The sequence below is a fragment of the Streptomyces sp. NPDC088730 genome, from assembly GCF_044751215.1.
Taxonomy (GTDB): domain Bacteria; phylum Actinomycetota; class Actinomycetes; order Streptomycetales; family Streptomycetaceae; genus Streptomyces.
Genome location: NZ_JBIVLK010000002.1, coordinates 940371 through 964909, shown reverse-complemented (window position 1 = coordinate 964909; position 24539 = coordinate 940371). Strand labels below are relative to the sequence as shown.

Below are 24539 nucleotides of genomic sequence, written 5' to 3'. Positions count from 1 at the left end.
CCTGGTCACTCCGAACCCTCACCACTCCAGGTTCACAGATGCCGCTGATTCGAGGAGCCCACGCTGTCCAGGTCCAGCGAGTCCCACGCCGGCCTGCCGGAGCAACCGCACCGGCCCGTCCGGCGGACCGCCGTGCCCGTACAGAGCTGCGGACAAGCCGCCGGCCCGCTCGGCCCGTACGCCTTCGGCCTGCGGCGCTTCAACGCCGCGCCCGCCGCCGACGTCGAGGCCGCCCTGCTGGACTGCTTCGGCAGCCACCGCTGGGCGCAGCGGCTGGCCGCCCACCGCCCCTACCCGGATCTGGACGCGCTGCTCGCCGCCGCCGACGAGGCGGGCTACGACCTCTCCCTCACCGAACGCGCCGAGGCGCTCGCCGCGGAGGCCTCCACGGCGCTGGCGCCCGACGCGGCGCCCTCGGCGCACCTCGCGCTGGCCGCCGCGCACGCCGCGTACGAGTCGAAGTTCGGGCATGTCTTCGTCATCTGCCTCGACGGGGTCCGGCCCGCCGAGCACCCCGCCCAGGTACTGGCCTCCATCCTGGCCAGGATGGACCACGACCCCGACCAGGAGCGGGTGGTGACGGCGGACGAAATGCGGCGACTCGCCCGGGGCCGCGTCGTCGGTCTGGTATCGAGTCAGTAACGGGTTACGGACGGCCCGGAAGCCGCCCGGCCCGCGGACCGGCCCACGCCAGGGCCTCTCGCTCGGATCAGGCTGGATCAGGGAGCGGGGCCCGGTGCCGTGCGTCGCGAGGCGGAGGATCGAGGCAGCGCGGAGCGTTGCCGACTGACGACAACGCCGCGAGCCGCGGCGCCAGGCCCCGCGAGCCCAGCCCGATCCGGACGAAACGCCCTAGCCCGTCCGTGCCTGTTTGGTTGCCACTTTGATCACACCAGAGGCCCCGCCGCGAACGAACCGACAAACCGTCGCTACGATGGCCGGGGCCGGTGGACCGTACCCGGCCGGGTCAGACCGACAGTCAAGCCGGCCGACCCCAATCCCCGCTCCCGGAGGGTTCTTCCGTGCCGGCTGGAACGCTGTACCGCGGCCGGGAAGGCATGTGGTCCTGGGTGGCTCATCGAGTCACCGGTGTCCTCATTTTCTTCTTCCTGTTCGTACACGTCCTGGACACCGCTCTCGTCCGTGTCTCCCCCGAGGCCTACGACGAGGTCGTGGCCACGTACAAGACATGGCCCGTCGCGCTCCTCGAATACGGCCTCGTGGCCGCGATTCTCTTCCACGCGCTGAACGGTCTCCGCATCATCGCTGTGGACTTCTGGGCCAAGGGCCCGCGACTCCAGAAGCAGATGCTCTGGACCGTGCTGGGCATCTGGATCGTGCTCATGGTCGGGGCCCTGTACCCCGTCCTCGGCCACGCCGTCCGTTCCATCTTCGGGAGCTGAGGCCCATGTCCACCGAGACTTCCGCGATCGGCGCAGTCGAAGGCGTCAGCCTCTACGACGTCGACAATCCGGCCCCCGTGATCGAGCCCCCGCGTACGCGGACCAGCAAGACGCCCAAGGGGTCGCGCACCAATTTCGAGATGTACGCCTGGCTCTTCATGCGCCTGTCGGGCATCGTCCTGGTCGTCCTGGTCATCGGCCACCTGCTCATCCAGCTGGTGCTGGACGGCGGCGTGTCCAAGGTCGGCTTCGCCTTCGTGGCCGGCCGCTGGGCCTCGCCGTTCTGGCAGATGTGGGACCTGGCGATGCTGTGGCTCGCCATGCTGCACGGCGCCAACGGTCTCCGTACGGTCATCAACGACTACGCCGAACGGGACAACACCCGCTTCTGGCTGAAGATGCTGCTGTACACCGCCACGGTGTTCACCGTCCTGCTGGGCACGCTGGTGATCTTCACCTTCGACCCGAACATCCGCTAGGCGCCGGGCCCGAAGGACCAGAGGTAAACCATGCAGATCCACACGTACGACACCGTCATCGTCGGCGCCGGCGGCGCCGGCATGCGCGCGGCCATCGAGTCGACCAAGCGCAGCCGCACCGCCGTGCTGACCAAGCTCTACCCCACCCGCTCCCACACGGGCGCCGCGCAGGGCGGCATGGCCGCCGCGCTCGCCAACGTGGAGGAGGACAACTGGGAGTGGCACACCTTCGACACGATCAAGGGCGGCGACTACCTGGTCGACCAGGACGCCGCCGAGATCCTGGCGAAGGAGGCCATCGACGCCGTTCTCGACCTGGAGAAGATGGGCCTGCCGTTCGGCCGTACGCCCGAGGGCAAGATCGACCAGCGCCGCTTCGGCGGTCACACCCGCAGCCACGGTGAGGCCCCGGTCCGCCGTGCCTGCTACTCGGGCGACCGCACCGGCCACATGATCCTCCAGACGCTGTACCAGAACTGCGTCAAGGAGGGCGTGGAGTTCTTCAACGAGTTCTACGTCCTGGACCAGCTGGTCGTCGAGGAGGACGGCGTCAAGAAGTCCGCCGGAGTCGTCGCCTACGAGCTGGCCACCGGCGAGATCCACGTCTTCCGGGCGAAGTCGGTCATCTACGCCTCGGGCGGCACCGGCAAGTTCTTCAAGGTGACGTCGAACGCGCACACCCTGACCGGTGACGGCCAGGCCGCCTGCTACCGCCGGGGTCTGCCGCTGGAGGACATGGAGTTCTTCCAGTTCCACCCGACCGGCATCTGGCGCATGGGCATCCTGCTGACGGAGGGCGCCCGCGGTGAGGGCGGCATCCTCCGCAACAAGGACGGCGAGCGCTTCATGGAGAAGTACGCGCCCGTCATGAAGGACCTCGCGTCCCGTGACGTCGTCTCGCGCTCCATCTACACGGAGATCCGCGAGGGCCGCGGCTGCGGTCCCGAGGGCGACCACGTCTACCTCGACCTGACGCACCTGCCCCCGGAGCAGCTGGACGCCAAGCTCCCGGACATCACCGAGTTCGCGCGTACGTACCTCGGCATCGAGCCCTACACGGACCCGATCCCGATCCAGCCGACCGCGCACTACGCCATGGGCGGCATCCCGACCAACGTCCAGGGCGAGGTGCTGGCCGACAACACCACCGTCGTCCCGGGCCTGTACGCCGCCGGCGAGGTCGCCTGTGTCTCCGTGCACGGCGCCAACCGCCTCGGCACCAACTCGCTGCTGGACATCAACGTCTTCGGACGCCGCTCCGGCATCGCCGCCGCCGAGTACGCCTCGAAGAACGACCTCCTCGAAATTCCCGAGAACCCAGCACAGCTGGTCATCGACCAGGTCGAGCGGCTGCGCAACTCCACCGGCACCGAGCGGGTCTCCACGATCCGCCTCGAACTGCAGGAGTGCATGGACGCCAACGTGATGGTGTTCCGCACCGAGCAGACCATCAAGACGGCGGTCGACAAGATCGCGGAGCTGCGCAAGCGCTACCTCGACGTGTCCATCCAGGACAAGGGCAAGCGGTTCAACACGGACCTGCTGGAGGCCGTCGAGCTGGGCAACCTGCTCGACCTCGCCCAGGTCATGGCGGTTTCGGCGCTGGCGCGCAAGGAGTCGCGCGGCGGTCACTACCGCGAGGACTTCCCGACCCGCGACGACGTCAACTTCATGCGCCACACCATGGCGTACCGCGAGGTGGCCGACGACGGCACCGAGTCGATCCGGCTGGACTACAAGCCGGTCGTCCAGACCCGCTACCAGCCGATGGAGCGTAAGTACTGATGGCTACCCCCACGATGGAAAAGGCCGACAAGGTCCCCGAGCCCGAGGCCGGCTTCGCCGATTCCCCGTACATCACCGCCACCTTCCGGATCCGCCGGTTCAACCCGGAGGTCTCCGAGGAGTCCGTGTGGCAGGACTTCCAGATCGAGATCGACCCGAAGGAGCGGGTTCTCGACGCCCTTCACAAGATCAAGTGGGAGACCGACGGAACGCTGACGTTCCGCCGCTCCTGCGCGCACGGCATCTGCGGCTCGGACGCGATGCGGATCAACGGCAAGAACAGGCTCGCCTGCAAGACGCTGATCAAGGACCTGAGCCCGGAGAAGCCGATCACGGTCGAGGCCATCAAGGGCCTCACGGTCCTCAAGGACCTCGTGGTCGACATGGACCCGTTCTTCCAGGCCTACCGCGACGTCATGCCCTTCCTCATCACCAAGGGGAACGAGCCGACCCGCGAGCGTCTGCAGTCCGCCGAGGACCGCGAGCGCTTCGACGACACCACCAAGTGCATCCTGTGCGCCGCGTGCACGTCCTCGTGCCCGGTGTTCTGGAACGACGGGCAGTACTTCGGCCCGGCGGCGATCGTCAACGCGCACCGCTTCATCTTCGACTCGCGTGACGAGGGCGGCGAGCAGCGGCTGGAGATCCTCAATGACCGTGACGGGGTGTGGCGCTGCCGCACCACCTTCAACTGCACGGACGCCTGCCCGCGTGGCATCGAGGTCACCAAGGCGATCCAGGAGGTCAAGCGCGCGCTGATCACGCGTCGCTTCTGACCCCGGCTTCGCCCCTGGCACACCGGCCCCGTCGACCGCAGTAACTCTGCGGGAGGCGGGGCCTCTTGCTGCGCCCCGCGCCCTGTGCCGGTACGGTCGTGCGGAACCGGCACCGGTTCACCGCCCGCGGTCCAGCACGGCACGGGGGTGCACACCATTGACCGAGAGCAGGGAACGTTGAGCGATCCGAATCCGCAACCGGGCGACCCATACGCCTGGGGGCCTCCCCAGAAGCCGGTGAATCCACCCACCTACCCGGACGGCCAGGCCTACGGATACCCGGCCTACGGATACCCGGAGGCGACGCCCGGCCCGGGGGCTCAGCCCGGCTACGGCTACCCGGCGGGCCCGCCGACGATGCCGTTCCAGGGCTACCCGGGCCCTCAGGGCATGACGCCGACGGGCGGCGGACCCATGCTGTCGTTCGGGGACATCACCGTGGTGAACGACTCGGTCGTGACTCCGTCCGGGACGATGCCGCTCAAGGGCGCCGTGTGGACGGCCACGGACATGTCCCGCACCGAGGAGAAGATTCCGACGGTCGGCATCGTCCTGGCCATCGTCTTCGCCTTGTTCTGCCTGATCGGGCTGCTCTTCCTCCTGATGAAGGAGAAGCGGACGACGGGCTTCATCCAGATCACGGTGACCAGTGCCGGCCGCCACCACGCGACGATGATCCCGGCGGTCGGTCCGGAGACCTTCCAGATGGTGATGGCCCAGATCAACACGGCCCGTTCGATGAGCATGTGAGTGGGACGCATCGACGCATGACCGTCCCGCGGTTCCCCGTCGCCGTCCCCCCGCCGGGGCAGGACCGATACCGGGGGCCGGCTGTCCGCGCACGGCCAGTGGCGGCCGCGGCGGGTCGCCGCGGCCGCCCTGCTGATGGCCGGACGCCACCCAGAGCGGGCGTCCGGCCCCTCGGGCAGGTATGGGGCTGCCCCGTGCAAGCAGGTGCGGGCGGCCCGGCCCGCGATGCCGCGGGACAGCCCTAGGGTCTGTCCGGCGGATCAGGGTCGGACAGACCCTAGTCCCAGGCGGCGCCGCCCCGGTCCTCCGCGACCACCATGACGCGCCGCAGCATGGCGTTGAGCAGCCGGCGTTCGTCCTCGCCCAGTACGCGGAGCAGCCGCTCCTCCTCGTTGCCGACGACGTCCATCGCGCCGAGCCACGTCGAGCGTCCCCGGTCCGTCAACTCCACGTCCACGCGCCGCCGGTCGGTGGTGGAGGGCGTCCGGCGGACGAATCCGCGACGCTCCAGCGCGTCCAGCCGGCCGGTGACGGAGGCGGGCGCGAGGTCGAGGTCGGCGGCGAGATCGGACGGGGCTGCCGTGCCGCCGCGCCCAGCCAGCTTGTGCAGGGTGTCGAACTCCTGGCGGTCCAGGTCGAAGTCGAGGAGGGACTGTTCGCGCACCCGGCGCAGATGGACGGAGAGCTTCTTCATCCGGGTCACCGCGCCCTCGACGTCCGGGTCGAGTTCCGGAAGCACCGGCTTCCACCGCTCCACGTGTCCGTCGGTCCAGTCGCGTCGCTCCATGCGCCACAGCCTACGCCGAACCCCAACTTCCTTTCTCTCACTCATATTTCGGTGTCGGATACTTCGAAAACGAAAGAGAACTGGGCGGGCGGGAAGGTGACGCGCACCACCGGGGCATCGACTTGAACCTGTTCAAAACCAGGTCTACAGTCCATGACAACAGCATTTGAACGCGTTCAAGGGAGGGTGGGGCATGGACCTCACTGTTGTCGCGTACGTCATCTATCTGCTCATCAGCGTGGCGCTCACCATCTGGGTGGCCCGCACGCTCAGCCGCAACGGCAAGGTGTTCCTCGCCGATGTGCTGCACGGGAACGAGAAGCTCGCGGATGCGGTCAACCACCTGCTGGTGGTCGGCTTCTACCTGGTCAACCTGGGGTTCGTGACGCTCTACCTGAAGAACTCCGAATCGGTCACCGACGCCCGCGGCCTCTTCGACGCGCTCTCGGTGAAGGTCGGCGTCGTCCTGCTCGTCCTCGGGGTCATGCACCTCGGCAACGTCTACGTGCTGAACAGGATCCGCCGCCGGGGAATGATGGAGCGCGAGCACACCCCGCCCGTGCCGCCGCAGGGCTGGACGCCTCCGGGCACCGGGCCGTGGACCGCTCCCGCCACCAAGGCGTGAGGGCGGGCCATGACAGCCCGGACAGCTGGGCGCCGGCCGTCCGTCAGCCGGCTCACCGTGCTCTACGACGCGCAGTGCCCGCTCTGCGTCCATCTGCGCCAGTGGCTGATGAGACAGCGCCAGCTGGTCCCGCTGGACCTGGTCCCGGCCGGCTCGGCCGAGGCGCACCGGCGCTTCCCCGTTCTCGACCACTCCCGGACGCTGGAGGAGATCACGGTCATCGGTGACGGGGGCCAGGTCTACCGGTCCACGTCCGCGTGGATCGTCTGCCTCTGGGCGCTGGCCGAGCACCGGCCGAAGGCCCACTGGCTGACCACCCCGGCCGGCCGCCCGTTCGCCAGGGCGACCGTCCTCGCCGCCGCGAAGTACCGCTCGCTGACGGCGGCGCCCTGCGGGGCGGACGGCGGCGAGGGCGGGGAGTGCGCGGTACGGGGCACCCCCTGAAGGTCTCCGGTCCGGATCGGGCCGGATACCCTCGGGACCGTGGTGAAGGAAGAGAAGGACGTGAAGGAAGTCAAGGCTCCCAAGAGCGAGCAGACCCGCACCCTCATCCTCGAAACCGCGCTCCGGCTCTTCCAGGAACGCGGTTACGACAAGACGACGATGCGGGCCATCGCCCAGGAGGCCGGGGTCTCCGTAGGGAACGCGTACTACTACTTCTCGTCCAAGGAACACCTCGTCCAGGGTTTCTACGACCGGATCGCCGCCGAGCACGAGGCAGCGGTCCAGCCGGTCCTGGCCGGCGACCAGGACCTCGCGGTACGCATCCGCGGGGTCCTCCTCTGCTGGCTGGACGTGGCGGAGCCGTACCACCGCTTCGCCGCCCAGTTCTTCAAGAACGCCGCCGATCCGGAGAGCCCGCTCAGCCCCTTCTCCGAGGACTCCGTCGCGGCGCGCGACGCGGCGATCTCCATCCACCGGCGCTGCCTGGCGGGCGCGGACACCAAGGTCGATCCCGAACTGGCGGAGCTGCTGCCGCAGCTGATGTGGCTGAACCAGATGGGCCTGGTGCTGTACTGGGTGTACGACCGGACGGACGACGCCGAACGCAGCCGCCGCCTCGTCGAGCGCACCGCCCCGATCGTCGCGCGGGCCATCGCGCTGTCCCGGTTCCGGGTGCTGCGGCCGCTCGTGCGCCAGGTCCACTCGGTGCTGGAGGAGTTCCTGCCGGGCGCGACGGGACGCGCGAAGGCGCACACGCCGGAGCGGCCGCCCCGTTGATGCCGGGGCGGCCGCTCCTGTGCGTTCTGGTGTTCCGGTTACTGGTTACTGGTTACTGGTTACTGCTTACCGATCCGCGACGGACCGTCAGATCCAGCCGAGTTCCCACAGCCGCCAGATGCCGGTGCCGTCCGAGAGGTACTGCGAACCGGACACGTCGGGCTTGGCCAGGACGTAGTCCTTCTTCTGCCACAGCGGGACGAGCGGCACGTCCTCGCCGACCAGCTTCTGGAGGTCCTTGAAGTCGGCCGAGGTGCGGCTGCGGTCGCTGAACTGCAGCGTGTCGCTGATCAGCTGGTCCATCTTCTTGCTGGAGTAGCCGTTGTGGAGGCTGTTGTCGCGGCCCACGAGCGGCTGGCTGAAGGTGTCGGGGTCCGGGTAGTCGGGGAGCCAGCCGACGGTGTACATGTCGTACTCACCGGCCGCGTAGGCCTTCTGGAACGCCGTCCACTCCACGGACTTGATCGTCACCTTGAACAGCCCGTCCGCGTTCAGCTGGCGCTGGATCTCCTTGCTCTCCGGCGTGTACGAGTCGCCGGTGCGGTAGGCGAAGGTGAGCGGGAGCGGCAGCTGGACGCCCGCTTCCTGCATCAGCTTCTTGGCGCGCTCGGGGTCGGGCGACGGGTACTCGTCGAAGAACGGGGTGCTGTGCCCGATGTAGCCCTGCGGGATCAGCGAGTAGAGCGGCTCGACGGTGCCCTGGTAGACCTTGGTCACCAGCGGCGCGCGGTCGATGATCGACGCGATGGCCTGCCGGACCCGCTTGTCGGCGAGCGGCGAACCGGCGCGGACGTTGAAGACGAGGTTGCGGATCTCGGCGCTGTCCGCCTCCGTGACGCGCTGGTCGGCGTCACCGGGGTTCAGCTCCGCGAGCGCGTTCGGTGGGAGCTGACGGTGCGTGACGTCGATCTGCCCCGACTTCCAGGCCGCCAGCAGGTCGTCCGACTGCGTGTAGTAGCGCACGGTGACCGGTCCGCCGGTCTTCTTCAGCGCGCCCTTGTACCGGCTGTTCGGCACCAGTTCGGCCTTTGAGCCCGGCTGGTACGACTTGAGCACGTACGGCCCCGAGCCGCTGACCTTGTTGTCGGACCGCAGCTTGCTCTCCGAGTAGGCCTCCCGGTCGACGATCGAACCGGCCCCGGTGGCGAGCTTCTGCGGGAACGTCGCGTCGCGCGCCGAGAGGTTGAACGTGATCGTCCGGCCCTCGGTCACCACGTTCTTGAGGGTCGGGAACAGCACCGAGGGGCCGACGGGCGTCTTGATCTTGAGCATGCGCTCGAAGGAGTACTTGACGTCCTCCGCCGTGATCTTCCGGCCGTTGGAGAACGACAGGTCGTCACGGAGCTTGCACTGGTACGTCTGGAGCTTCCCGCCGAGGAAGCCACAGCTCTCGGCCGCGTCCGGCTCGGGGACGATCGCCCCGGACTTGAACGTCATGAGGGACTGGTAGACGTTGCTGTACATCGCCCACGAGCCGGCGTCGTACGCTCCCGCCGGGTCGAGCGAGGTCACGATGTCGGTCGTGCCGACGGAGACCGGGTCCTCCTTCGCTCCGTCCGAAGGAAGCAACTGCCAGGCGCCGACGCCTGCGATGACCAAAACCGCGAGAATCGCGAGAATCCGTATTCGGATCGACCGCATTGCCGTGCTCTCCCTTAACAGCCCCACCTCGGTGTCGCGCTCAGATACGCAGATCACCGCACGTTCGCGCTCAGCCAATCACACGATTTTCACATCTGGAAGGGGAAATCAGGGATACATAGCCTTTTGTTCGCTACTTGAAACCTTCGAAGGAAAGGCCGAATACAGAGGGTTGGCGACCGGTCACCGAATTCGCCTGCGGACACCGTCTAGGCCTGCCTGGAGGCGAGTTCGACGACGGTGATGTCCGAGGGGGCGCCGACCCGCACCGGCGGACCCCAGGCCCCCGCGCCGCGCGTGACGTAGAGCTGGGTGTCGCCGTAGCGTTCGAGACCGGCGACCGTGGGGTTGGACAGCTCCGCGATGTAGTTGCCCGGCCAGAGCTGGCCGCCATGGGTGTGCCCGGAAAGTTGCAGGTCCACGCCGTGCGCGACGGCCTCGTCGATGAGGACGGGCTGATGGGCCATGAGGACGGCGGCCCGTGAGCGGTCCCGGTCGCCGAGGGCGCGGCCGAAGTCCGGGCCCTGCCCCTCGCTCTCGCCCCCGATGTCATTGACTCCGGCCAGATCGAAGCCGTCGATCTCCACCCGGGCATTCTCCAGCGGGTGCATCCCCAATTCCCTTACGTGGTCCACCCATTGGGCCGCGCCGGAGTAGTACTCGTGGTTGCCGGTGACAAAGAACGCGCCATGCCGGGAGCGGAGGCGCGCGAGCGGCTCCGCCGCCGGACCGAGATCCGCGACCGATCCGTCGACCAGGTCCCCGACGACCGCGATCAGATCGGGCTGGGTCCGGTTGACCGTGTCGACGATCCGCTGGGTGTGCGCCCGGCCCAGAATCGGGCCGAGGTGGATATCGCTGACCACGGCGATCCGGAAACCGTGTGCGGAACGGGGCAGCCGGGCGAGCGGGATGGTGACGCGCTTGACCCGCGGTCCGCGCAGCACCCCGTACGTGCCGTACCCGACCGTGCCGAGCCCGGCGACGGCCGCGGCGCCCCCGACGGCCCGCGCGACGAAGAGCCGGCGCGAGGCGGAAGCGGCGGCGGGCTGCGAGGAGGAAGAAGAGGAGGGCGGTGCGAGGGGGGCGGGGGGTGCGGCCGTCCTGGTGTCGGAGCCGGCGGCTCCGGCGCGCTCGGCCTCCGGCTCCTGCTCGGCCTCCGGCGTGCGCGTCCGCCCGGCCTCCGGCGTGCGCACCGGCTCGGCCCCGGCCCCGGCAGTCGTCGCCCGGCGTGCGAGCAGTCGGCGCAGCAACGGCCGTACCGCCTCACCGACCAGCAGGGCCAGCGTCAGGTAGAGCAGCGCGGCCAGCCACAGGTAGCCCGGCCAGGCCAGCACCTGCTGGAGCCAGAACGGCACACCCGAACGGCCGGAGACCAGTGCGCCGACGCTCAGCAGCGGGAGCAGGTACGCCGCCACCGTGCCCGCCCGGCGCAGCCGGCTGCCCGCGGCTGTCGTGTCGCCGACGAAGCGGCGCCACACATAGCGGTGCACGGCGACGAGCAGCGCGAGGGCCACGATCGCCAGCAGACCGAATCCCACGACTGCCATGTGCGCTACCCCGCCCTGTTTGTCCGCATGTGGTCCGTACGAGGTGCCGAGTCGCTACGCGGACCGGTCACGCAACGCCCTGACGCCACGGAACCCGATCACGCCAACCGCCGTCCCCAGAAGAAAGGACGTGATGGCGAGCAGCAGATGCACCCAGAAGTACGCAGTAGGGTCACCCGCGTCGTCGAAGGCGAGTCCGCTGCCGTCCTTCCACAGGTTCTTGACGAAAGTGATCCAGATGAACCAGCTCCACACCCCGAATGCGAGCAGGAACCAGGAGACGGGGCGGCTGAGCTTCATGGACTCAGTATCTCCGGCTCGCCGGCGCCGGCTCGCCCGGGGTGGGCTGTCCCGTGGTGGGCTGTCCCGGCGGTACGCGCGGCGGGTCATACCATCGGTGCCTATTTTCACATCAACTGCATGTACGTTTTTGACCGTGTCAGCTCTCAAGAAGGCCGCGCTGGCGGTCACCTCTGCCGCTCTGCTGTCCACTTTTGCCGTCAGCCCTGCCTTGGCGGCGGCCGCCAAGGACACCTCCGACGACGCGCCGAAGCCGCCCGCCGACATGTCGCGGATCGGTGGCGAGCAGCTGGGCCGGTCCGGCACCCAGGTGAATCTCGGCCCCGGGGCGCCGGTCCTGCCCAAGGACCTGACCGGCAGATCGTGGATGGTCTCGGACGCCGAGAGCGGTGAGGTGCTCGCCTCGCACAATCCGCACTGGCGGCTGCCTCCGGCCTCCACCCTGAAGATGCTGTTCGCGGACACCGTGATGCCGTCACCGGCCCTGCAGCCGAAGACCCGGACGTACACGGTGAAGGACGAGGACCTCGCGGACATGGGCGAGGGCAGCAGTCTGGTGGGGGTGAAGGAGGACCTCAGCTACACGGTGCACGACCTGTGGCTCGGCGTCTTCCTGCGTTCGGGCAACGACGCGGTGCACGTGCTGTCCGCGATGTACGGGGGCGTCCCGAAGACCGTCGATGACATGAACAGCCACGCCGAGGAGCTGCAGGCCCTCGACACCCACGTCGTGTCGCCCGACGGCTACGACGCCCCCGCACAGGTGTCCAGTGCGTACGACCTGACCCTGTTCGCCCGCAGCGGGCTGCAGAACGCGGACTTCCGCGAGTACTGCGCGACCGGCACGGCGGAGTTCCCCGGCAAGAAGGAGAAGGGCAAGAAGCGGGAGGAGTTCGGCATCCAGAACACCAACCGGCTGCTCACCGGCGCCGACGGCGTCACCGCGTACAAGGGCATCGCGGGCGTCAAGAACGGCTACACGACGCACGCGGGCAACACCTTCACGGGTGTCGCCGAGCGCAACGGCAAGGTGCTGCTCGTCACCGTCATGCACCCGTCGTCCAGTGAGACGCACGCCGTCTACAACGAGGCGGCGAGCCTGCTCGACTGGGGCTTCAGCGCGAGCGGCAAGGTGACACCGGTCGGCGAACTGGTCCCGCCGAAGTCCGCGGTGCCCGACTCCGGCACGGGCAAGGGCGCGGAGGCCGACGGGCCCGCCGCCGCCAAGGCCCAGCACGGCGCGGCGACGACCACGAAGGCCGCCGCCACGAGCGGTTCCGGCGGGGCCGGGGTCGCCCTGGGCATCGTCGGCGGGGTACTGGTGCTGATCGCCGGGGCCGCGTACCTGGTCAACCGGCGCTGGCCGCTGCCGGACCTGGTGCGCCGCCGCCCCCGCCCCTGACCGGGCCGCCCCCGGCCCGGCCGCCCGGGGCGTTCTGGCCCCGGGTTCGCTGCGCCCGGGTGCTCCCGCCCGGGGCCTCGCCGCCGACCGGGGCGCCTGGGGCGTCCGAGGCGTCCGAGGCGTCCGGAGTCGCGTCGCCCTCCACGGGGCGCGGCTCCTCGGCGTCCTTGCTCGGCGTCGCCGTCCAGGCCGCGCAGAACAGCAGCAGCTTCGCGGTGAAGTTGATCCACAGCAGCAGGGCGATCGGCACACCGAACGCGCCGTACATGCTCTTCGACGCGACGCCCTGGATATAGCTGCCGAGCAGCAGTTTCAGCAGCTCGAAGCCGACCGCGCCGACCAGCGCGGCGACCACCAGACGACGTCGCGGCGGCTCGACGCCCGGCAGCAGCGTCAGCAGGTAGAGCAGCAGCAGGAAGTCGGCGCACACCGCGACCAGCAGGGCCGCGATCCGCAGCAGCACACCGCCCACGCCGTTTTCCGGGATGTTGAGCAGATCAGCGACCCGGCCGACCGCGACGGAGCCGACCGAGGAGATCACCAGCGTCACCACGGCCGCCCCGCCCAGGCCGAGCAGCACCCCGGCGTCCTTGAGCTTGCGGATGACGGGATTGCCCTCGTCCAGATCGTCCATGTCCCAGACCGCGCGCAGGCAGTCCCGCATCGAGCCGATCCAGCCGATGCCGGTGAAGAGCAGCAGCGCACCGGCCACCAGGCCGACCGTGCCCGCGTGAGCCACCAGATTGTCGATGCCCAGCTGGTCGGAGATGCCGGGGACCTGCTCGGCGACCTTGTCCTCGATCTTGTCGAGCTGACTGTCGGAGAGCAGCGCGGCGCCGATCGCCGCGGCGACCGCGATCAGCGGGAAGAGCGCCAGGAAGCTGATGAACGTGATCGCCGCGGCGAGCCGCGCCCAGTGGACCCGCACCAGCGTCTCGTAACTGCGCCAGACGTGCGTCTCCATCAGCCGCGAGACGAGCGGCCCGATGACGGGGAGTTTTTTCAGCCAGTCCATGACGTACGACTACCCTCCCCGCCACCGAAAACCGACGTCCGGTCGGCCGCGTAGGAGATGACACCCTTTCAATCACCCATTTCGGTGAGTGTTGTAACAAATCCCTCAAAAGTGTTTTCTCGGGCGATACGGTCACCCTCATGTCTGTCGACACCGTGTCCCTGACCGGCTGGGGCCGCACCGCCCCGACGACCGCGCTGCGCTTCCGCCCCGGCAGTTTCGAGGAGGCCGCGGCGACGGTACGCGGCTGCGGGCCCCGTGGCTCGATCGCCCGCGGGCTGGGCCGGGCACACGGCGATTCGGCGCAGAACGCGGGGGGTTCGGTCCTCGACATGACGGCGCTGGACCGCGTCCTCGCCTTCGACGCCGGGACCGGTGAGGTGGTGTGCGAGGCGGGCGTGAGCCTGCACCGGCTGCTTGAGGTGCTGTTTCCGCTCGGTTGGTTCCTGCCGGTGGCACCGGGCACCCCGTACATCACGGTGGGCGGCGCGATCGGCTCCGACGTCCACGGCGACAACCACCGCGCCGCGGGCTCCTTCTCCCGCCACGTCGTACGGTTCGAACTGCTCACCGCCGACGGCGGGATCCATACGGTACGGCCCGGCACCCCGCTCTTCGACGCGACCACCGGCGGCATGGGCCTGACCGGGGTGATCCTCTCGGCCACGCTCCGGTTCCACCCGGTCGCCACGTCCTTGATGTCGGTCGACACCGAACGGGCCGCCGATCTGGACGACCTGATGACCCGTCTCGCCACGGCCGGCGACCACCACCGCTACGCGTCCGCCCGGGTCGACCTGACCTCGCGCGGCCGGGCGACGGGCCGGGGGGTAGTGATCCGGGGGGAGCACGCCCCCTTGGACGCACTCCCGGCGCACGCCCGGCGCACACCGCTCTCCTTCCGCACCGCCCAACTGCCCGCCGCCCCCTCGCGCGTCTCGGATCTCGTCTCGGGCCTCGTACGGGGTCTCAGCTCGGATCCCGTACCGGGTGCCGGCTCGGGCCTCGTAGCGGGTCTCGGCTCGGGTCTCGGCTCGGGAGGGCTGTTCGGCCGCGCCTCTGCGGCCGCCCTGGCGGAACTCCGCCACCGGCGGGCGCCCCGGTCCCGCACCGGTGAGCTGCGGCGGATCTCCGCCTTCTTCCACCCGCTGGACGCCGTGCCGCACTGGAGCCCGGTCCAGGGGCGCGGCGGGCTCGTGCGCTACGAGTTCGCCGTCGGCCACGGACAGGAGGAGACGCTGCACCGGATCGTCCGGCAGCTCTCGCAGCGCCGGAGCGCACCGTTCCCGGGCCTGCTCCGGCGGTTCGGTGCGGGCGATCCGGGCTGGCTGTCGTTTCCGGTGCCCGGCTGGGCGCTCTCCCTCGACCTGCCGGCCGCCCTGCCGGGGCTGGCCCGGTTCCTCGACGGCCTGGACGAGGAGGTGGCGGCCTCGGGCGGCCGGGTCTGTCTGACGAACGATGCCCGGATCCGCCCGGACGTGCTGGCCGCGATGTATCCCCGACTGGGCGATTTCCGTTCGCTGCGTGCCGAGTTGGACCCGGACGGCGCGTTCAGATCGGACCTCTCACGCCGGCTCTCGCTCTGACCGAGGCGCCGCCTACACCTCTCCGTTCCCCGCTTTTCCCGCTTTTCCGTATTTCTCTCTTTTCTCTCTTTCCCCTCTTTTCTCTCGTCTCCTCCCGCCTTCTCCCCCTCCCCCAAGGAGCGTTTCCGTGAAGGATGCATTCGGTGCCCCGCAGTCCGTGCTCGTCCTCGGCGGCACATCGGAGATCGGGCTCGCCACCGCACGCCGCCTGATCGCCTGCCGCACCCGCACGGTCTGGCTGGCCGGGCGCCCCTCCCCCGCCCTGGAGTCGGCGGCGACCGAGCTGCGCGGGCGCGGCGCCTATGTCCGTACCGTCGACTTCGACGCGCTGGACACCGAGTCGCACGAGACCACCCTCGGCAAGATCTTCACCGAGGGGGACATCGACATGGTGCTCCTCGCCTTCGGTATCCCCGGCGACCAGGAGCGTGACGAGGAGGAGCCGCTCTCGGCGGTCCGGGTCGCCCAGACGAACTACACGGGGGCCGTCTCCGCCGGGCTGGTGTGCGCGGGCGCACTACAGGCGCAGGGGCACGGCTCGCTGGTGGTGCTGTCCTCGGTGGCCGGGGAGCGCGCCCGGCGCGCGGACTTCATCTACGGGTCGAGCAAGGCGGGCCTGGACGCGTTCGCCCAGGGGCTCGGGGACGCGCTGCACGGCACGGGCGTGCACGTGATGGTCGTACGCCCCGGTCCCGTGCGGTCGGCCGGTGCGGCGGCCGAGGTGCCGCTCGCGACGATCCCGTTCACCCGGACGCCCCTGGTGACCACGCCCGACGCCGTCGCGGCCGCGATCGTGACGGGTCTGCGCCGCCGCTCGGAGACGGTGTGGGTGCCGGGGGCGCTGCGGGCGGTGATGTCGGCGCTGCGCCATGTGCCGCGCCCGCTGTTCCGGCGGCTGCCGGTCTGATCCGGCGACCCCGGTCCGTTCCGGCGGCTGCCGGTCTGATCCGGCCGACCGGGTCCATCGGCCCCGGGTCCATCGGTTCAGGGGTGGAGCGAGGGCGCGTCCACGGAGCTGCCGCTCTGCGCGGGGAGGGCGGGCGCGCCGCCGCCCGCCGCGAACGGGAACTCGTTGATCTTGCGCCAGACGCTGTCCGGCCCCTGCTCGTACAGCGCGAAGGAACCGCAGGTCCAGGCGGCCTCGTAGTCGCTCAGCTCCGCGTACGCCCGGTCCATCGCCTCTTCGGAGATGTCGTGCGCCACGGTCACGTGCGGGTGGTACGGGAACTGGAGCTCGCGCACCAGCGGCCCCGACGCGTCCCGGACCCGCTTCTGCAGCCAGGAGCAGGCCGAGGCGCCCTCGACGACCTGGACGAAGACGACCGACGAGAGCGGGCGGAAGGTGCCCGTGCCGGACAGCCGCATCGGGAAGGGGCGGCCACCGGACGCGATCCCGGCGAGATGCGCCTCGATCGCGGGCAGCTGGGCCGCCTCCGCCTCGGTCGGCGGTAGGAGGGTGACGTGGGTGGGAATGCCATGTGCGGCAGGGTCCCCGAAGCTCGCGCGCCGCTGCTGGAGCAGGCTGCCGTAGGGCTCCGGGACCGCGATCGAAACGCCGAGCGTTACGGTCCCCACGTCGTTCTCCTCAATCCTCGATGGTCTGTTTTCAGCCACAGACGGGCACAAGCTTTACGCCGCCAGTGTGCCGCCTGTGGAGGTGGTACCGCCAGGGTCCTTGGACTCAGTGCTTCGCGGGCAGAAGACCCATGCGGTCGTAGGTCCGCGCCAGGGTCTCGGCGGCGACGGCCCTGGCCTTCTCCGCTCCCTTGGCCAGGATGGAGTCCAGCGTCTCGGTGTCGTCGAGGTATTCCTGGGTGCGGGTGCGGAACGGTGTGACGAAATCGACCATGACCTCCGCGAGGTCGGTCTTCAGCGCACCGTAGCCCTTGCCCTCGTACTTCTGCTCCAGGTCGGCGACGGACGTGTCGGTGAGCGTCGAGTAGACGGACAGCAGATTGCTGACGCCGGGCTTCTCCGCCGGGTCGAAGCGGATCACCGTGTCGGTGTCGGTGATCGCGCTCTTCACCTTCTTGGCGGTGACCTTCGGATCGTCGAGGAGGTTGATCAGGCCCTTGGGGTTCGCCGTCGACTTGCTCATCTTGGCGGACGGGTCCTGGAGGTCGTAGATCTTTCCCGTCTCCTTGAGGATGTACGGGTCCGGCACGGTGAACGTGTCGCCGTAGCTGCCGTTGAACCGCTCCGCGAGGTTGCGGGTCAGCTCCAGGTGCTGGCGCTGGTCCTCGCCCACGGGGACCTGGTCGGCCTGGTAGAGCAGGATGTCCGCGACCATCAGCATCGGATAGGTGAAGAGCCCGACCGTGGTGCGGTCGGTGCCCTGCTTGCCGGACTTGTCCTTGAACTGCGTCATCCGGGCCGCCTCACCGAAGCCGGCCAGGCAGTTCATGACCCAGCCGAGCTGGGCGTGCTCGGGAACATGGCTCTGGACGAAGAGCGTGCAGCGGTCCGGGTCGACCCCGGCGGCGAGCAGCTGGGCGACGGCGAGCCGGGTGTTGGCGCGCAGTGCCGCGGGTTCCTGCGGGACGGTGATCGCGTGCAGGTCGACGACCATGTAAAAGGCGTCGTGGGACTCCTGCAGGGCCACCCACTGGCGGACCGCGCCGAGGTAGTTGCCGAGGTGGAACGAGCCTGCGGTGGGCTGGATTCCGGAGAGCACACGGGGACGTTCAGAGGCCATAGAAATCATTGTCTCAGGTACGGAACCGATCTCGGGCAGCCGGTGTATGAAAGATGTGAGGACGCAGGAGGGGGTTCCACGGCCGAACCGGAAGGGAGCCCGCGCCATCGACGACGAGGGTGCGGGCCGCGCTTTCGCGCCGTCGGATCACTAGCGAATGAGACCAGGAACACAGTCGGTCCGACCGGCCGGCCGCGCACCTCCCGGGCGGCGACGTCACCGCGCGGACACACGCGGTCACGGACGTGTCCACGCTAAGCCGCGAGACCGGCCCCGGGAGGCGGAGCCCGAGGACCGGGTCGCGCTCATCACCGGCGCCGGGCTGCCTGGAGAACGGGGCGACAGGGCGGGGGCCACGCAGTGCCGATCCCCGGGGACGGGGAGAACTCCCCATCCGGCACTCCCGGTGTCGCCCACCCAGCACTGCCGCAGTGTGGTGGCGACCTCGTCCGGGCGTTCGAACTGATCCCTTCGCACTGCTTCGCTGCTTCGCTGCTGCGATGGCGTCGTCGGGGGCATCCCGCCGCTTGCCCGGCTCGGCGCCGCTCAGTTCCCTGACGGAGACCAGCAGGGATCCTCCAGCCAGTCGGCCTGGGTTCCGAGACGCCGGACAAGGGATACGTCGCCGCCGATCCGGCGGTCCATCGCCTTGGTGAAGGCGGCGGCAGTGTCATCGACCAGGTCGCCGAGTTCGTGCAGGCGTCGCTGCCGGGCGGCCACGCAGTCGTTGCTCGCGGGCCGGTGAACCACCGGGATGGGGCTTCCCCAGCGTTTCCGGCTCGGCAGAGGTGAGCCGCACCGGCGCCGCGTCCGCCCCGGGCAGCGCCCGTTCCTCCCCGAATGACATGCGCCCCCCCCCTTCGCACATGCCTCACCAACCGCGGAGTAATACGACGCTGCCTGTGCGGACCGTCGACGTGGAAGTCTTCGGCTTTGCCGGTCAACCCCCGTTCGAAAGCGCTGAGTTCGCGTGGAGCGGTAGGCCGATGCGCACCGCGGGCGGCACGCGGCGGGTGTCGGGCCTGCGCGTGTCACGGCGGCTCACGGCTGCCGGAGGCCGCGGCTCGGCTCACGAAGCGCCCTGAAAGGAAGTCGCGGGGCACGCCGTGAAGTGTGGGTTTCGTCGTGGGGAATCCGACCGACGATACAAAGTGGGCACACCAACCCAATCCGCACGACGAACGGAGATCCCGTGTCGACCACGGAGAACGCCATCGCCTCCGCCGATGCGCACAGCGCGCACAACTACCATCCGCTGCCCGTCGTCGTCGCGACGGCGGAGGGCGCCTGGATGACCGATGTCGAGGGGCGGCGCTATCTCGACATGCTCGCCGGCTACTCGGCGCTCAACTTCGGCCACGGCAACCGCCGTCTGATCGACGCGGCCAGGGCGCAGCTGGAGCGGGTGACCCTGACCTCGCGGGCCTTCCACCACGACCGCTTCGCCGACTTCTGTACGCAGCTGGCCGAGTTGTGCGGCATGGAGATGGTGCTGCCGATGAACACCGGGGCGGAGGCCGTGGAGACCGCGGTGAAGACCGCCCGCAAGTGGGGCTACCGGGTCAAGGGCGTCCCGGACGGCATGGCCAAGATCATCGTCGCTTCGGACAACTTCCACGGCCGGACGACGACGGTCATCAGCTTCTCCACGGACCACGAGGCCCGTGCGGACTTCGGCCCGTACACGCCGGGATTCGAGATCGTGCCGTACGGGGACCTGACCGCGATGCGGGCCGCGATGACGGAGAACACCGTGGCGGTGCTGCTGGAGCCGATCCAGGGCGAGGCCGGGGTGCTGGTGCCGCCGCCCGGCTACCTCCCCGGGGTGCGGGAGCTGACCCGCGAGCGGAATGTGCTGTTCATCGCGGACGAGATCCAGTCGGGCCTGGGCCGGACCGGGAAGACGTTCGCGTGCGAGCACGAGGGCGTCGTGCCGGACATGTACGTGCTCGGCAAGGCGCTGGGCGGCGGCGTCGTGCCGGTGTCGGCCGTGGTGTCGTCGGCCGCGGTGCTGGGGGTGTACCGCCCCGGCGAGCACGGTTCGACGTTCGGCGGCAATCCGCTGGCGTGCGCGGTGGCGCTGGAGGTCATCGCGATGCTGCGGACCGGTGAGTTCCAGGAGCGGGCAACGGAGTTGGGCGACCACCTCCATCGGGAGCTGGCGCTGCTGGTGGGCGGGGGCGCGGTGGAGACGGTGCGGGGGCGCGGGCTCTGGGCGGGTGTCGACATCTCCCCCGGCCACGGGACGGGCCGGGAGATCTCCGAGAAGCTGATGGAGCGCCGGGTGCTGGTGAAGGACACCCATGGCTCGACGATCCGGATCGCCCCGCCGCTGGTGATCAGCAAGGAGGACCTGGACTGGGGCCTGGAGCAGCTCCGCGAAGTCCTGCGCGGCTGACGGCTCCCGTCCGGTCGCGGGGGCGATCGGGGCGGTCGGGGCGGTCGGGGCGGTCGGGGCGGTCGGGGCGGTCGGGGCGGTCGGGGCCAGCGTCTCCGTCCGTTCCGCCCCAGTAGAGTCCCCGTGTGCTCCTGGGGATGATCTGCGCGCTCGGTTCAGCGGTCTGCTTCGGCACGGCCTCCGTCCTTCAGGCCGTCGCCGCGCGGGCCGCGGCCGAGCCCGGGGCCGGGGCGGGGGTCGATCCGGCGCTGCTGCTGCGAGCGGTACGGCAGTGGCGTTACGTCGCCGGACTCGCTCTCGACGGCCTCGGCTTCGTGCTCCAGATCATCGCCCTGCGCTCGCTGCCCATCTACGCGGTCGGCGCGGCGCTGGCCGCGAGTCTCGCCGTCACCGCCGTCGTCGCCGCCCGCCTGCTCCAGGTGCGGCTGAGCTCCACCGAGTGGACGGCCGTCGCCGTGGTCTGCGCGGGCCTCGGCATGCTGGGGCTCGCATCCGGCGGCGAGGGCCACCTGACCGGCTCGGACGCGCTGCGCTGGTCGATGCTCGGGATCGCGGTCGCCGTCCTGCTGATCGGTACGGCGGCGGGCCGGCTGCCCGAGCGGGCCCGCGCGCTGGTCCTGGGGCTCGGCGCGGGCTGCGGTTTCGGGGTGGTGGAGGTCGCCGTCCGGCTCATCGACGACGTGTCACCGGCCGCGCTGCTGACCAACCCGGCCACGTACGCGCTGCTGGTGGGCGGCGGCTCGGCGTTCCTGCTGCTCACCTCGGCGCTGCAACGCGGCTCGGTGACGACGGCGACCGCCGGCATGGTCCTGGGCGAGACGATCGGGCCCGCCCTGGTCGGCGTCATCTGGCTCGGGGACCGTACCCGCGAGGGCCTGGGCTGGCTGGCGATCACCGGCTTCGCGGTGGCCGTCGCGGGCGCCCTGGCCCTGGCCCGCTTCGGCGAGGCCCCGGCGGAGGGCGCGGCGGACGACGCGCCTGAGGTGAGCCCGAGGTAGGAGGGCGGAGCTCCTGGCGCTCCGGGGTGGGCCCACCGCGCCATTCAGGCTTGAACTCGCACACCCGTACGAGCCGTGGCGCAAAGACGATCACTAGATCGTGTGCGTTAGGGGGCATTCGCGGTTCCCGCCAGTCGATCTTCCCCATGCTGAGAGGCCCGAGAAAAGATCACGGAAGGACTCGGCCATGACCGCCGCCACACAGGACATCGTCACCATCAAGCTCGAACGCACCTTCGACAGCATGGACGCCAACCAGGACGGCTATGTGGACTGGGCGGACTACCAGAAGCTCGCCGACCGCTACATCCAGGCCTACCAGCTCGGTAAGGAGGACCGCCGGGCCAGGGCTCTCCAGACCTTCTGCCAGATCTTCTGGCTTGAGCTGCTGCGCCATTCGGGCGTGGACGCGGACCGGCTGACGAAGGACCAGTTCGTCACGGCCAACCGCCTCGCGGTCATCGACACCAGTCGGCTCAACGTGACCGAGGGCGGCGGCCACGCGATCTTCGACGTCATCGACAACGACGGCGACAACGAGATCAGCAAGGAAGAGTTCGCCCGCTTCCTGAGGGACGTGTGGAAGACCGCCGCCCCCGATGCGATGGACATGTTCACCAAGCTGGACACCGACGGCGACGGCATCATCTCGCGTCTGGAGTTCATCCGCGCGGTGCGCGAGCACTTCCTCTCCAATGACCCTGACGCACCGGGCGGCCTGTTCTTCGGACACATCTGAGTCACCCCCTGCGGCGAGGCCCCGGAGTCGCACACGGCCTGTGACTCCGAGCGCCCCCTCCCCCTACGCCGCGAGCCCGTCCAGGGCTTCCGCGACCGGGAGGGGATCCAGCGGGCCGACGTGTGACGCCCCGGGAAAGTCGTGGACGCGGAAGCGGTTGCCGGGGGTGAACGCGTCGGCTTCCGCGATCATCCTGTCCTGGAGCGCGGTGGCGATCGTCCGGTCCCTGCCGAAACGCAGGTAGGTGCGGGGAACGCGTCCCCAGCTACCGACCCGGCCGGCCGCTCGCGCCGCATACGCGGCGACGGGCTCGTCGGTCTGCATGCCGGCCAGGATCCGGCGGAAGTCGGCGTCGGGGTAGTCGGCGCAGATCATCTCCTTCAGGAGGGCCAGCGCATGGCTGTCACCCGTCCGGAAGTTCAGCCGTAGTACCCCGAGCCGGTCCGGGTCACCCACCGTCAGCTCGACCGGGCTGACGGCGTCCGCGTTCTCGGGCGCCGCCGTGCAGGCGTCCGCCGAGGGCATGGCACGACTGGGGCAGAAGGCCGCCATGTAGCAGATGTGGTGAAGCAGATGCGGGACGGCGTCGGCGACACGGCTGACCGAAACGCCACCCAGGCTGTGCCCGACCAGCACGACCGGCCCGTTCCGGGCCGCCCGCCGGACGATGCCCGTGACGCGCGCCTCGTAGTCGTCCAGCCCGAGACCCTTCAGCGGGGAAGGCTCGGCCGCCATCGCTTCGAGGTCCTGTCGCTGGTACGCCTCCGGAACGAAAGCCTCCGCGCCGTGCCCCGGCTGGTCCACCGTGACGACCCGGTGACCGCGCAGTGTCAGCTCACGCGCGACCGGGATCCAGAAGGCGCCCGCGCTGTGAGTACCGTGCACCAGTACGTAGGTGGTGGGCCCGCGTCGGGAGCCCGCCGCGGCCGGCGAGGCTCCCAGACCGGTCGCCAGTGCCACGCCTCCGACCGCGAGTCCCAGCCCGCGCAGTGCCGTCCGCCGGGTGGTGCAGGTTCCTTCTTCGTTCGTCGCTTTCATCATGAGCACGACGCTATGAAAGGCCGACTCGGCCCACCAGCGGTCCAGCACCACCACAGGGGGTGGACCCACACACCACTTTGCCAGCAGCCGTTCCGACGCATGGCCGGACGGCCGGACGGCCGGACGCATGAGTGGGCCCCCCGGAGTCGTCCGGGGGGGCCCACTCATTCATCGGCACGGTGTGTCAGTGGCTGCGGTGGCTCTGGTAGTAGCCGCCGAGCTGCTCGTGGTAACCGGCGTCGCCGACGTGCTTGTCCTTGTCGAACTCCGGGGAGCCCTTGATCTGGTCCTTGGTGAGATCGACGAAGATCTTCCGCTCCGCCTGGTCGATCGTCCGCACGGTGCCGGCCGGCAGCAGGACATGCTTGCCGAAGATCCAGACACCGGTGTCGACCACGAGATAAGCGGAGTTGACGTCGTCCGAATGCTTGTCGACCTTTCCGATGCTCCCGTCGGTGGCCTCTACCTTGTACCCGATCAGATCGGTACCCGCGGCGTGACCGGCGGTCGACGTGTAACCCCAGATGTTCTCACTCATTTGCGTCTCCTCATCAGTAATGCTTCGCGGTCAGCGATCGAAAAGCATCGCAATCCGCAATGGCCTCACCCGTATTTGGTGACGCGCTCTCAGAACGACGCCTGCCCCTCGTTCTGGATTCCAATCATGTGCGGTCGAACCGAACCCGGAGGAGACTGGGAGCGATGACCGGGAGCGCTGAGGAAGCAGCGCTGTAGGTGCGGGTCGTCGAGCTCCAGCCTTGTCGGACCTGGGCAGACAGGGCGCCACACCCCGGGCGAGGGCCGCCCGGGAGACCCGCTCACCGGCGCCCCACGACCCCGTCCTCATTTATCTCGGAAACTTCGTGTGTGAAGTCGAATCCGCAGGGCACACGGTTGGACAGGACGGCATCGACGTTCGGACAGGACAGCATCCTGGCGGCTGTCCATTCAGAATCCAGCCAGGCTGAACCTGTCCGAGTGCGGCGAAGTTGCTGCACAGCGGATTTCATACGTACCAATAGAACTTTACGATAGGAACTGACATGATTCTGCTGGGTCTCATTCTGCTCATCATCGGCCTGCTCGTCGGCATGGGACTGCTGACGACCATCGGCGGCATACTCATCGTTGTCGGTGCCATCCTGTGGATCCTCGGCTCGACCGGCCGCGCGGTCGGTGGGCGAAAGCACTACTTCTAGGACGGGCCCTTGAGTGCCTAGCCGGACACGGTCCGCTCCACGGAGCGGACCACCCAGGCTCTCCTTGAGCGAGACGCCCGGACGAGCGTCGGGGGGCCGGGGCCCCCCGGGAAAACAGGTGGGCCCCCGGCCCCCCCCGCCCCGGTGGC

Annotated in this window: 26 protein-coding genes; 16 read left to right on the top strand and 10 right to left on the bottom strand. The window is 69.6% G+C overall.

Annotation, left to right across the window (positions count from 1 at the left end):
* Positions 1-132: 132 nt before the first annotated feature.
* From ACIP89_RS11235 to ACIP89_RS11210, 6 genes are all read left to right on the top strand, one after another.
* Positions 133-642 carry a 2-oxo-4-hydroxy-4-carboxy-5-ureidoimidazoline decarboxylase gene (locus ACIP89_RS11235; protein ID WP_402114358.1) on the top strand — a complete coding sequence of 170 codons (510 nt, stop codon included), beginning with the start codon at positions 133-135 and terminating at the stop codon, positions 640-642.
* Positions 643-1022: 380 nt separating this feature from the next.
* A complete protein-coding gene (gene sdhC / locus ACIP89_RS11230; RefSeq protein ID WP_073732547.1) occupies positions 1023-1403 on the top strand; it encodes a succinate dehydrogenase, cytochrome b556 subunit in 381 nt (126 codons plus the stop codon).
* A 5-nt stretch (positions 1404-1408) separates the two neighbouring features.
* A complete protein-coding gene (locus ACIP89_RS11225) occupies positions 1409-1882 on the top strand; it encodes a succinate dehydrogenase hydrophobic membrane anchor subunit (RefSeq protein WP_401923708.1) in 474 nt (157 codons plus the stop codon).
* A gap of 30 nt (positions 1883-1912) precedes the next feature.
* Positions 1913-3667 carry a succinate dehydrogenase flavoprotein subunit gene (gene sdhA / locus ACIP89_RS11220; protein WP_401923706.1) on the top strand — a complete coding sequence of 585 codons (1755 nt, stop codon included), beginning with the start codon at positions 1913-1915 and terminating at the stop codon, positions 3665-3667.
* Positions 3667-4443 (top strand): succinate dehydrogenase iron-sulfur subunit, encoded by a 777-nt coding sequence (locus ACIP89_RS11215; protein ID WP_401923704.1) that lies wholly within the window; start codon positions 3667-3669, stop codon positions 4441-4443. Before sdhA ends, ACIP89_RS11215 begins: the two co-directional genes overlap by 1 nt.
* Before the next feature lie 177 nt (positions 4444-4620).
* Positions 4621-5193, top strand: a complete 573-nt coding sequence (locus ACIP89_RS11210; protein WP_402114355.1) for a hypothetical protein — start codon at positions 4621-4623, stop codon at positions 5191-5193.
* Positions 5194-5470: 277 nt separating this feature from the next.
* Here ACIP89_RS11210 and ACIP89_RS11205 read toward each other — a convergent pair whose 3' ends face one another.
* Complete coding sequence (locus tag ACIP89_RS11205; protein ID WP_402114353.1) at positions 5471-5980, bottom strand: MarR family winged helix-turn-helix transcriptional regulator; 510 nt, start codon at positions 5978-5980, stop codon at positions 5471-5473.
* A 193-nt stretch (positions 5981-6173) separates the two neighbouring features.
* Between ACIP89_RS11205 and ACIP89_RS11200 the strand changes: the two genes are divergently transcribed.
* Genes ACIP89_RS11200 through ACIP89_RS11190 form a run of 3 tightly spaced genes read left to right on the top strand, consistent with a single transcriptional unit; the run spans position 6174 to position 7826 of the window.
* Entirely contained in the window at positions 6174-6605 is a 432-nt protein-coding gene (locus ACIP89_RS11200) for a hypothetical protein (protein WP_401923695.1), read from the top strand.
* Between the two features lie 9 nt (positions 6606-6614).
* A complete protein-coding gene (locus tag ACIP89_RS11195) occupies positions 6615-7049 on the top strand; it encodes a thiol-disulfide oxidoreductase DCC family protein (RefSeq protein ID WP_401923692.1) in 435 nt (144 codons plus the stop codon).
* A gap of 39 nt (positions 7050-7088) precedes the next feature.
* The gene (locus ACIP89_RS11190; RefSeq protein ID WP_401923690.1) at positions 7089-7826 is read left to right on the top strand and encodes a TetR family transcriptional regulator; all 738 of its coding nucleotides are present in this window, start codon (positions 7089-7091) and stop codon (positions 7824-7826) included.
* Between the two features lie 87 nt (positions 7827-7913).
* On the opposite strand, the gene ACIP89_RS11185 is transcribed toward ACIP89_RS11190, so the two are convergent.
* From ACIP89_RS11185 to ACIP89_RS11175, 3 genes are all read right to left on the bottom strand, one after another.
* Positions 7914-9467, bottom strand: a complete 1554-nt coding sequence (locus tag ACIP89_RS11185) for an ABC transporter substrate-binding protein (protein ID WP_401923688.1) — start codon at positions 9465-9467, stop codon at positions 7914-7916.
* A 209-nt stretch (positions 9468-9676) separates the two neighbouring features.
* Positions 9677-11017: a metallophosphoesterase gene (locus ACIP89_RS11180; RefSeq protein WP_402114351.1), complete on the bottom strand. Its 1341-nt coding sequence runs from the start codon at positions 11015-11017 to the stop codon at positions 9677-9679.
* 54 nt (positions 11018-11071) lie between these two features.
* Positions 11072-11317: an SCO4848 family membrane protein gene (locus ACIP89_RS11175; RefSeq protein WP_079193131.1), complete on the bottom strand. Its 246-nt coding sequence runs from the start codon at positions 11315-11317 to the stop codon at positions 11072-11074.
* Here ACIP89_RS11175 and ACIP89_RS11170 point away from each other — a divergent pair.
* Complete coding sequence (locus tag ACIP89_RS11170) at positions 11256-12719, top strand: D-alanyl-D-alanine carboxypeptidase (protein WP_402114349.1); 1464 nt, start codon at positions 11256-11258, stop codon at positions 12717-12719. The two genes, ACIP89_RS11175 and ACIP89_RS11170, sit on opposite strands and share 62 nt — an antisense overlap.
* On the opposite strand, the gene ACIP89_RS11165 is transcribed toward ACIP89_RS11170, so the two are convergent.
* Positions 12667-13734, bottom strand: a complete 1068-nt coding sequence (locus tag ACIP89_RS11165) for a YihY/virulence factor BrkB family protein (protein WP_402114346.1) — start codon at positions 13732-13734, stop codon at positions 12667-12669. The genes ACIP89_RS11170 and ACIP89_RS11165 overlap by 53 nt on opposite strands.
* Before the next feature lie 140 nt (positions 13735-13874).
* Between ACIP89_RS11165 and ACIP89_RS11160 the strand changes: the two genes are divergently transcribed.
* The gene (locus ACIP89_RS11160) at positions 13875-15320 is read left to right on the top strand and encodes an FAD-binding protein (protein WP_402114344.1); all 1446 of its coding nucleotides are present in this window, start codon (positions 13875-13877) and stop codon (positions 15318-15320) included.
* 127 nt (positions 15321-15447) lie between these two features.
* On the top strand, positions 15448-16227 hold the full coding sequence (locus ACIP89_RS11155; RefSeq protein ID WP_402114342.1) for a decaprenylphospho-beta-D-erythro-pentofuranosid-2-ulose 2-reductase: 780 nt from the start codon (positions 15448-15450) through the stop codon (positions 16225-16227).
* A gap of 77 nt (positions 16228-16304) precedes the next feature.
* Here the strand turns inward: ACIP89_RS11155 and ACIP89_RS11150 are convergent, their stop codons facing one another.
* The 3 genes from ACIP89_RS11150 to ACIP89_RS11140 form a co-directional block, all read right to left on the bottom strand.
* A complete protein-coding gene (locus ACIP89_RS11150) occupies positions 16305-16895 on the bottom strand; it encodes a 2'-5' RNA ligase family protein (protein ID WP_401923672.1) in 591 nt (196 codons plus the stop codon).
* A 106-nt stretch (positions 16896-17001) separates the two neighbouring features.
* Positions 17002-18015: a tryptophan--tRNA ligase gene (gene trpS / locus ACIP89_RS11145; RefSeq protein ID WP_402114341.1), complete on the bottom strand. Its 1014-nt coding sequence runs from the start codon at positions 18013-18015 to the stop codon at positions 17002-17004.
* Between the two features lie 546 nt (positions 18016-18561).
* Positions 18562-18765: a hypothetical protein gene (locus ACIP89_RS11140; RefSeq protein ID WP_402114338.1), complete on the bottom strand. Its 204-nt coding sequence runs from the start codon at positions 18763-18765 to the stop codon at positions 18562-18564.
* A 442-nt stretch (positions 18766-19207) separates the two neighbouring features.
* On the opposite strand from ACIP89_RS11140, the gene rocD reads away from it, so the two are divergent.
* The 3 genes from rocD (at position 19208) to ACIP89_RS11125 (ending at position 22150) form a co-directional block, all read left to right on the top strand.
* On the top strand, positions 19208-20413 hold the full coding sequence (gene rocD / locus ACIP89_RS11135) for an ornithine--oxo-acid transaminase (protein WP_402114336.1): 1206 nt from the start codon (positions 19208-19210) through the stop codon (positions 20411-20413).
* A gap of 137 nt (positions 20414-20550) precedes the next feature.
* Entirely contained in the window at positions 20551-21411 is an 861-nt protein-coding gene (locus tag ACIP89_RS11130; RefSeq protein ID WP_401923838.1) for a hypothetical protein, read from the top strand.
* Between the two features lie 187 nt (positions 21412-21598).
* Positions 21599-22150, top strand: coding sequence for an EF-hand domain-containing protein (locus ACIP89_RS11125; RefSeq protein WP_402114333.1), 552 nt, complete (start codon positions 21599-21601; stop codon positions 22148-22150).
* Between the two features lie 63 nt (positions 22151-22213).
* Here the strand turns inward: ACIP89_RS11125 and ACIP89_RS11120 are convergent, their stop codons facing one another.
* Both ACIP89_RS11120 and ACIP89_RS11115 read right to left on the bottom strand, forming a co-directional pair.
* Positions 22214-23191, bottom strand: a complete 978-nt coding sequence (locus ACIP89_RS11120) for an alpha/beta hydrolase (protein ID WP_401923668.1) — start codon at positions 23189-23191, stop codon at positions 22214-22216.
* Between the two features lie 184 nt (positions 23192-23375).
* Positions 23376-23729, bottom strand: a complete 354-nt coding sequence (locus ACIP89_RS11115; protein ID WP_401923666.1) for a PRC-barrel domain-containing protein — start codon at positions 23727-23729, stop codon at positions 23376-23378.
* Between the two features lie 505 nt (positions 23730-24234).
* Here ACIP89_RS11115 and ACIP89_RS11110 point away from each other — a divergent pair.
* On the top strand, positions 24235-24390 hold the full coding sequence (locus tag ACIP89_RS11110) for a hypothetical protein (protein ID WP_401923663.1): 156 nt from the start codon (positions 24235-24237) through the stop codon (positions 24388-24390).
* Positions 24391-24539: the final 149 nt, after the last annotated feature.

Bases quoted from the DNA above. Each gene is read 5' to 3' on its own strand.
- trpS (WP_402114341.1), bottom strand. From the start codon at position 18,015: ATGGCCTCTGAACGTCCCCGTGTGCTCTCCGGAATCCAGCCCACCGCA.
- ACIP89_RS11170 (WP_402114349.1), top strand. From the start codon at position 11,256: ATGAACCAGCTCCACACCCCGAATGCGAGCAGGAACCAGGAGACGGGG.
- ACIP89_RS11130 (WP_401923838.1), top strand. From the start codon at position 20,551: ATGATCTGCGCGCTCGGTTCAGCGGTCTGCTTCGGCACGGCCTCCGTC.
- ACIP89_RS11185 (WP_401923688.1), bottom strand. From the start codon at position 9,467: ATGCGGTCGATCCGAATACGGATTCTCGCGATTCTCGCGGTTTTGGTC.
- ACIP89_RS11200 (WP_401923695.1), top strand. From the start codon at position 6,174: ATGGACCTCACTGTTGTCGCGTACGTCATCTATCTGCTCATCAGCGTG.
- ACIP89_RS11225 (WP_401923708.1), top strand. From the start codon at position 1,409: ATGTCCACCGAGACTTCCGCGATCGGCGCAGTCGAAGGCGTCAGCCTC.
- ACIP89_RS11175 (WP_079193131.1), bottom strand. From the start codon at position 11,317: ATGAAGCTCAGCCGCCCCGTCTCCTGGTTCCTGCTCGCATTCGGGGTG.
- ACIP89_RS11165 (WP_402114346.1), bottom strand. From the start codon at position 13,734: ATGGACTGGCTGAAAAAACTCCCCGTCATCGGGCCGCTCGTCTCGCGG.
- ACIP89_RS11125 (WP_402114333.1), top strand. From the start codon at position 21,599: ATGACCGCCGCCACACAGGACATCGTCACCATCAAGCTCGAACGCACC.
- ACIP89_RS11115 (WP_401923666.1), bottom strand. From the start codon at position 23,729: ATGAGTGAGAACATCTGGGGTTACACGTCGACCGCCGGTCACGCCGCG.
- ACIP89_RS11195 (WP_401923692.1), top strand. From the start codon at position 6,615: ATGACAGCCCGGACAGCTGGGCGCCGGCCGTCCGTCAGCCGGCTCACC.
- sdhA (WP_401923706.1), top strand. From the start codon at position 1,913: ATGCAGATCCACACGTACGACACCGTCATCGTCGGCGCCGGCGGCGCC.
- ACIP89_RS11180 (WP_402114351.1), bottom strand. From the start codon at position 11,017: ATGGCAGTCGTGGGATTCGGTCTGCTGGCGATCGTGGCCCTCGCGCTG.
- ACIP89_RS11205 (WP_402114353.1), bottom strand. From the start codon at position 5,980: ATGGAGCGACGCGACTGGACCGACGGACACGTGGAGCGGTGGAAGCCG.
- ACIP89_RS11120 (WP_401923668.1), bottom strand. From the start codon at position 23,191: ATGATGAAAGCGACGAACGAAGAAGGAACCTGCACCACCCGGCGGACG.
- ACIP89_RS11215 (WP_401923704.1), top strand. From the start codon at position 3,667: ATGGCTACCCCCACGATGGAAAAGGCCGACAAGGTCCCCGAGCCCGAG.
- ACIP89_RS11110 (WP_401923663.1), top strand. From the start codon at position 24,235: ATGATTCTGCTGGGTCTCATTCTGCTCATCATCGGCCTGCTCGTCGGC.
- ACIP89_RS11160 (WP_402114344.1), top strand. From the start codon at position 13,875: ATGTCTGTCGACACCGTGTCCCTGACCGGCTGGGGCCGCACCGCCCCG.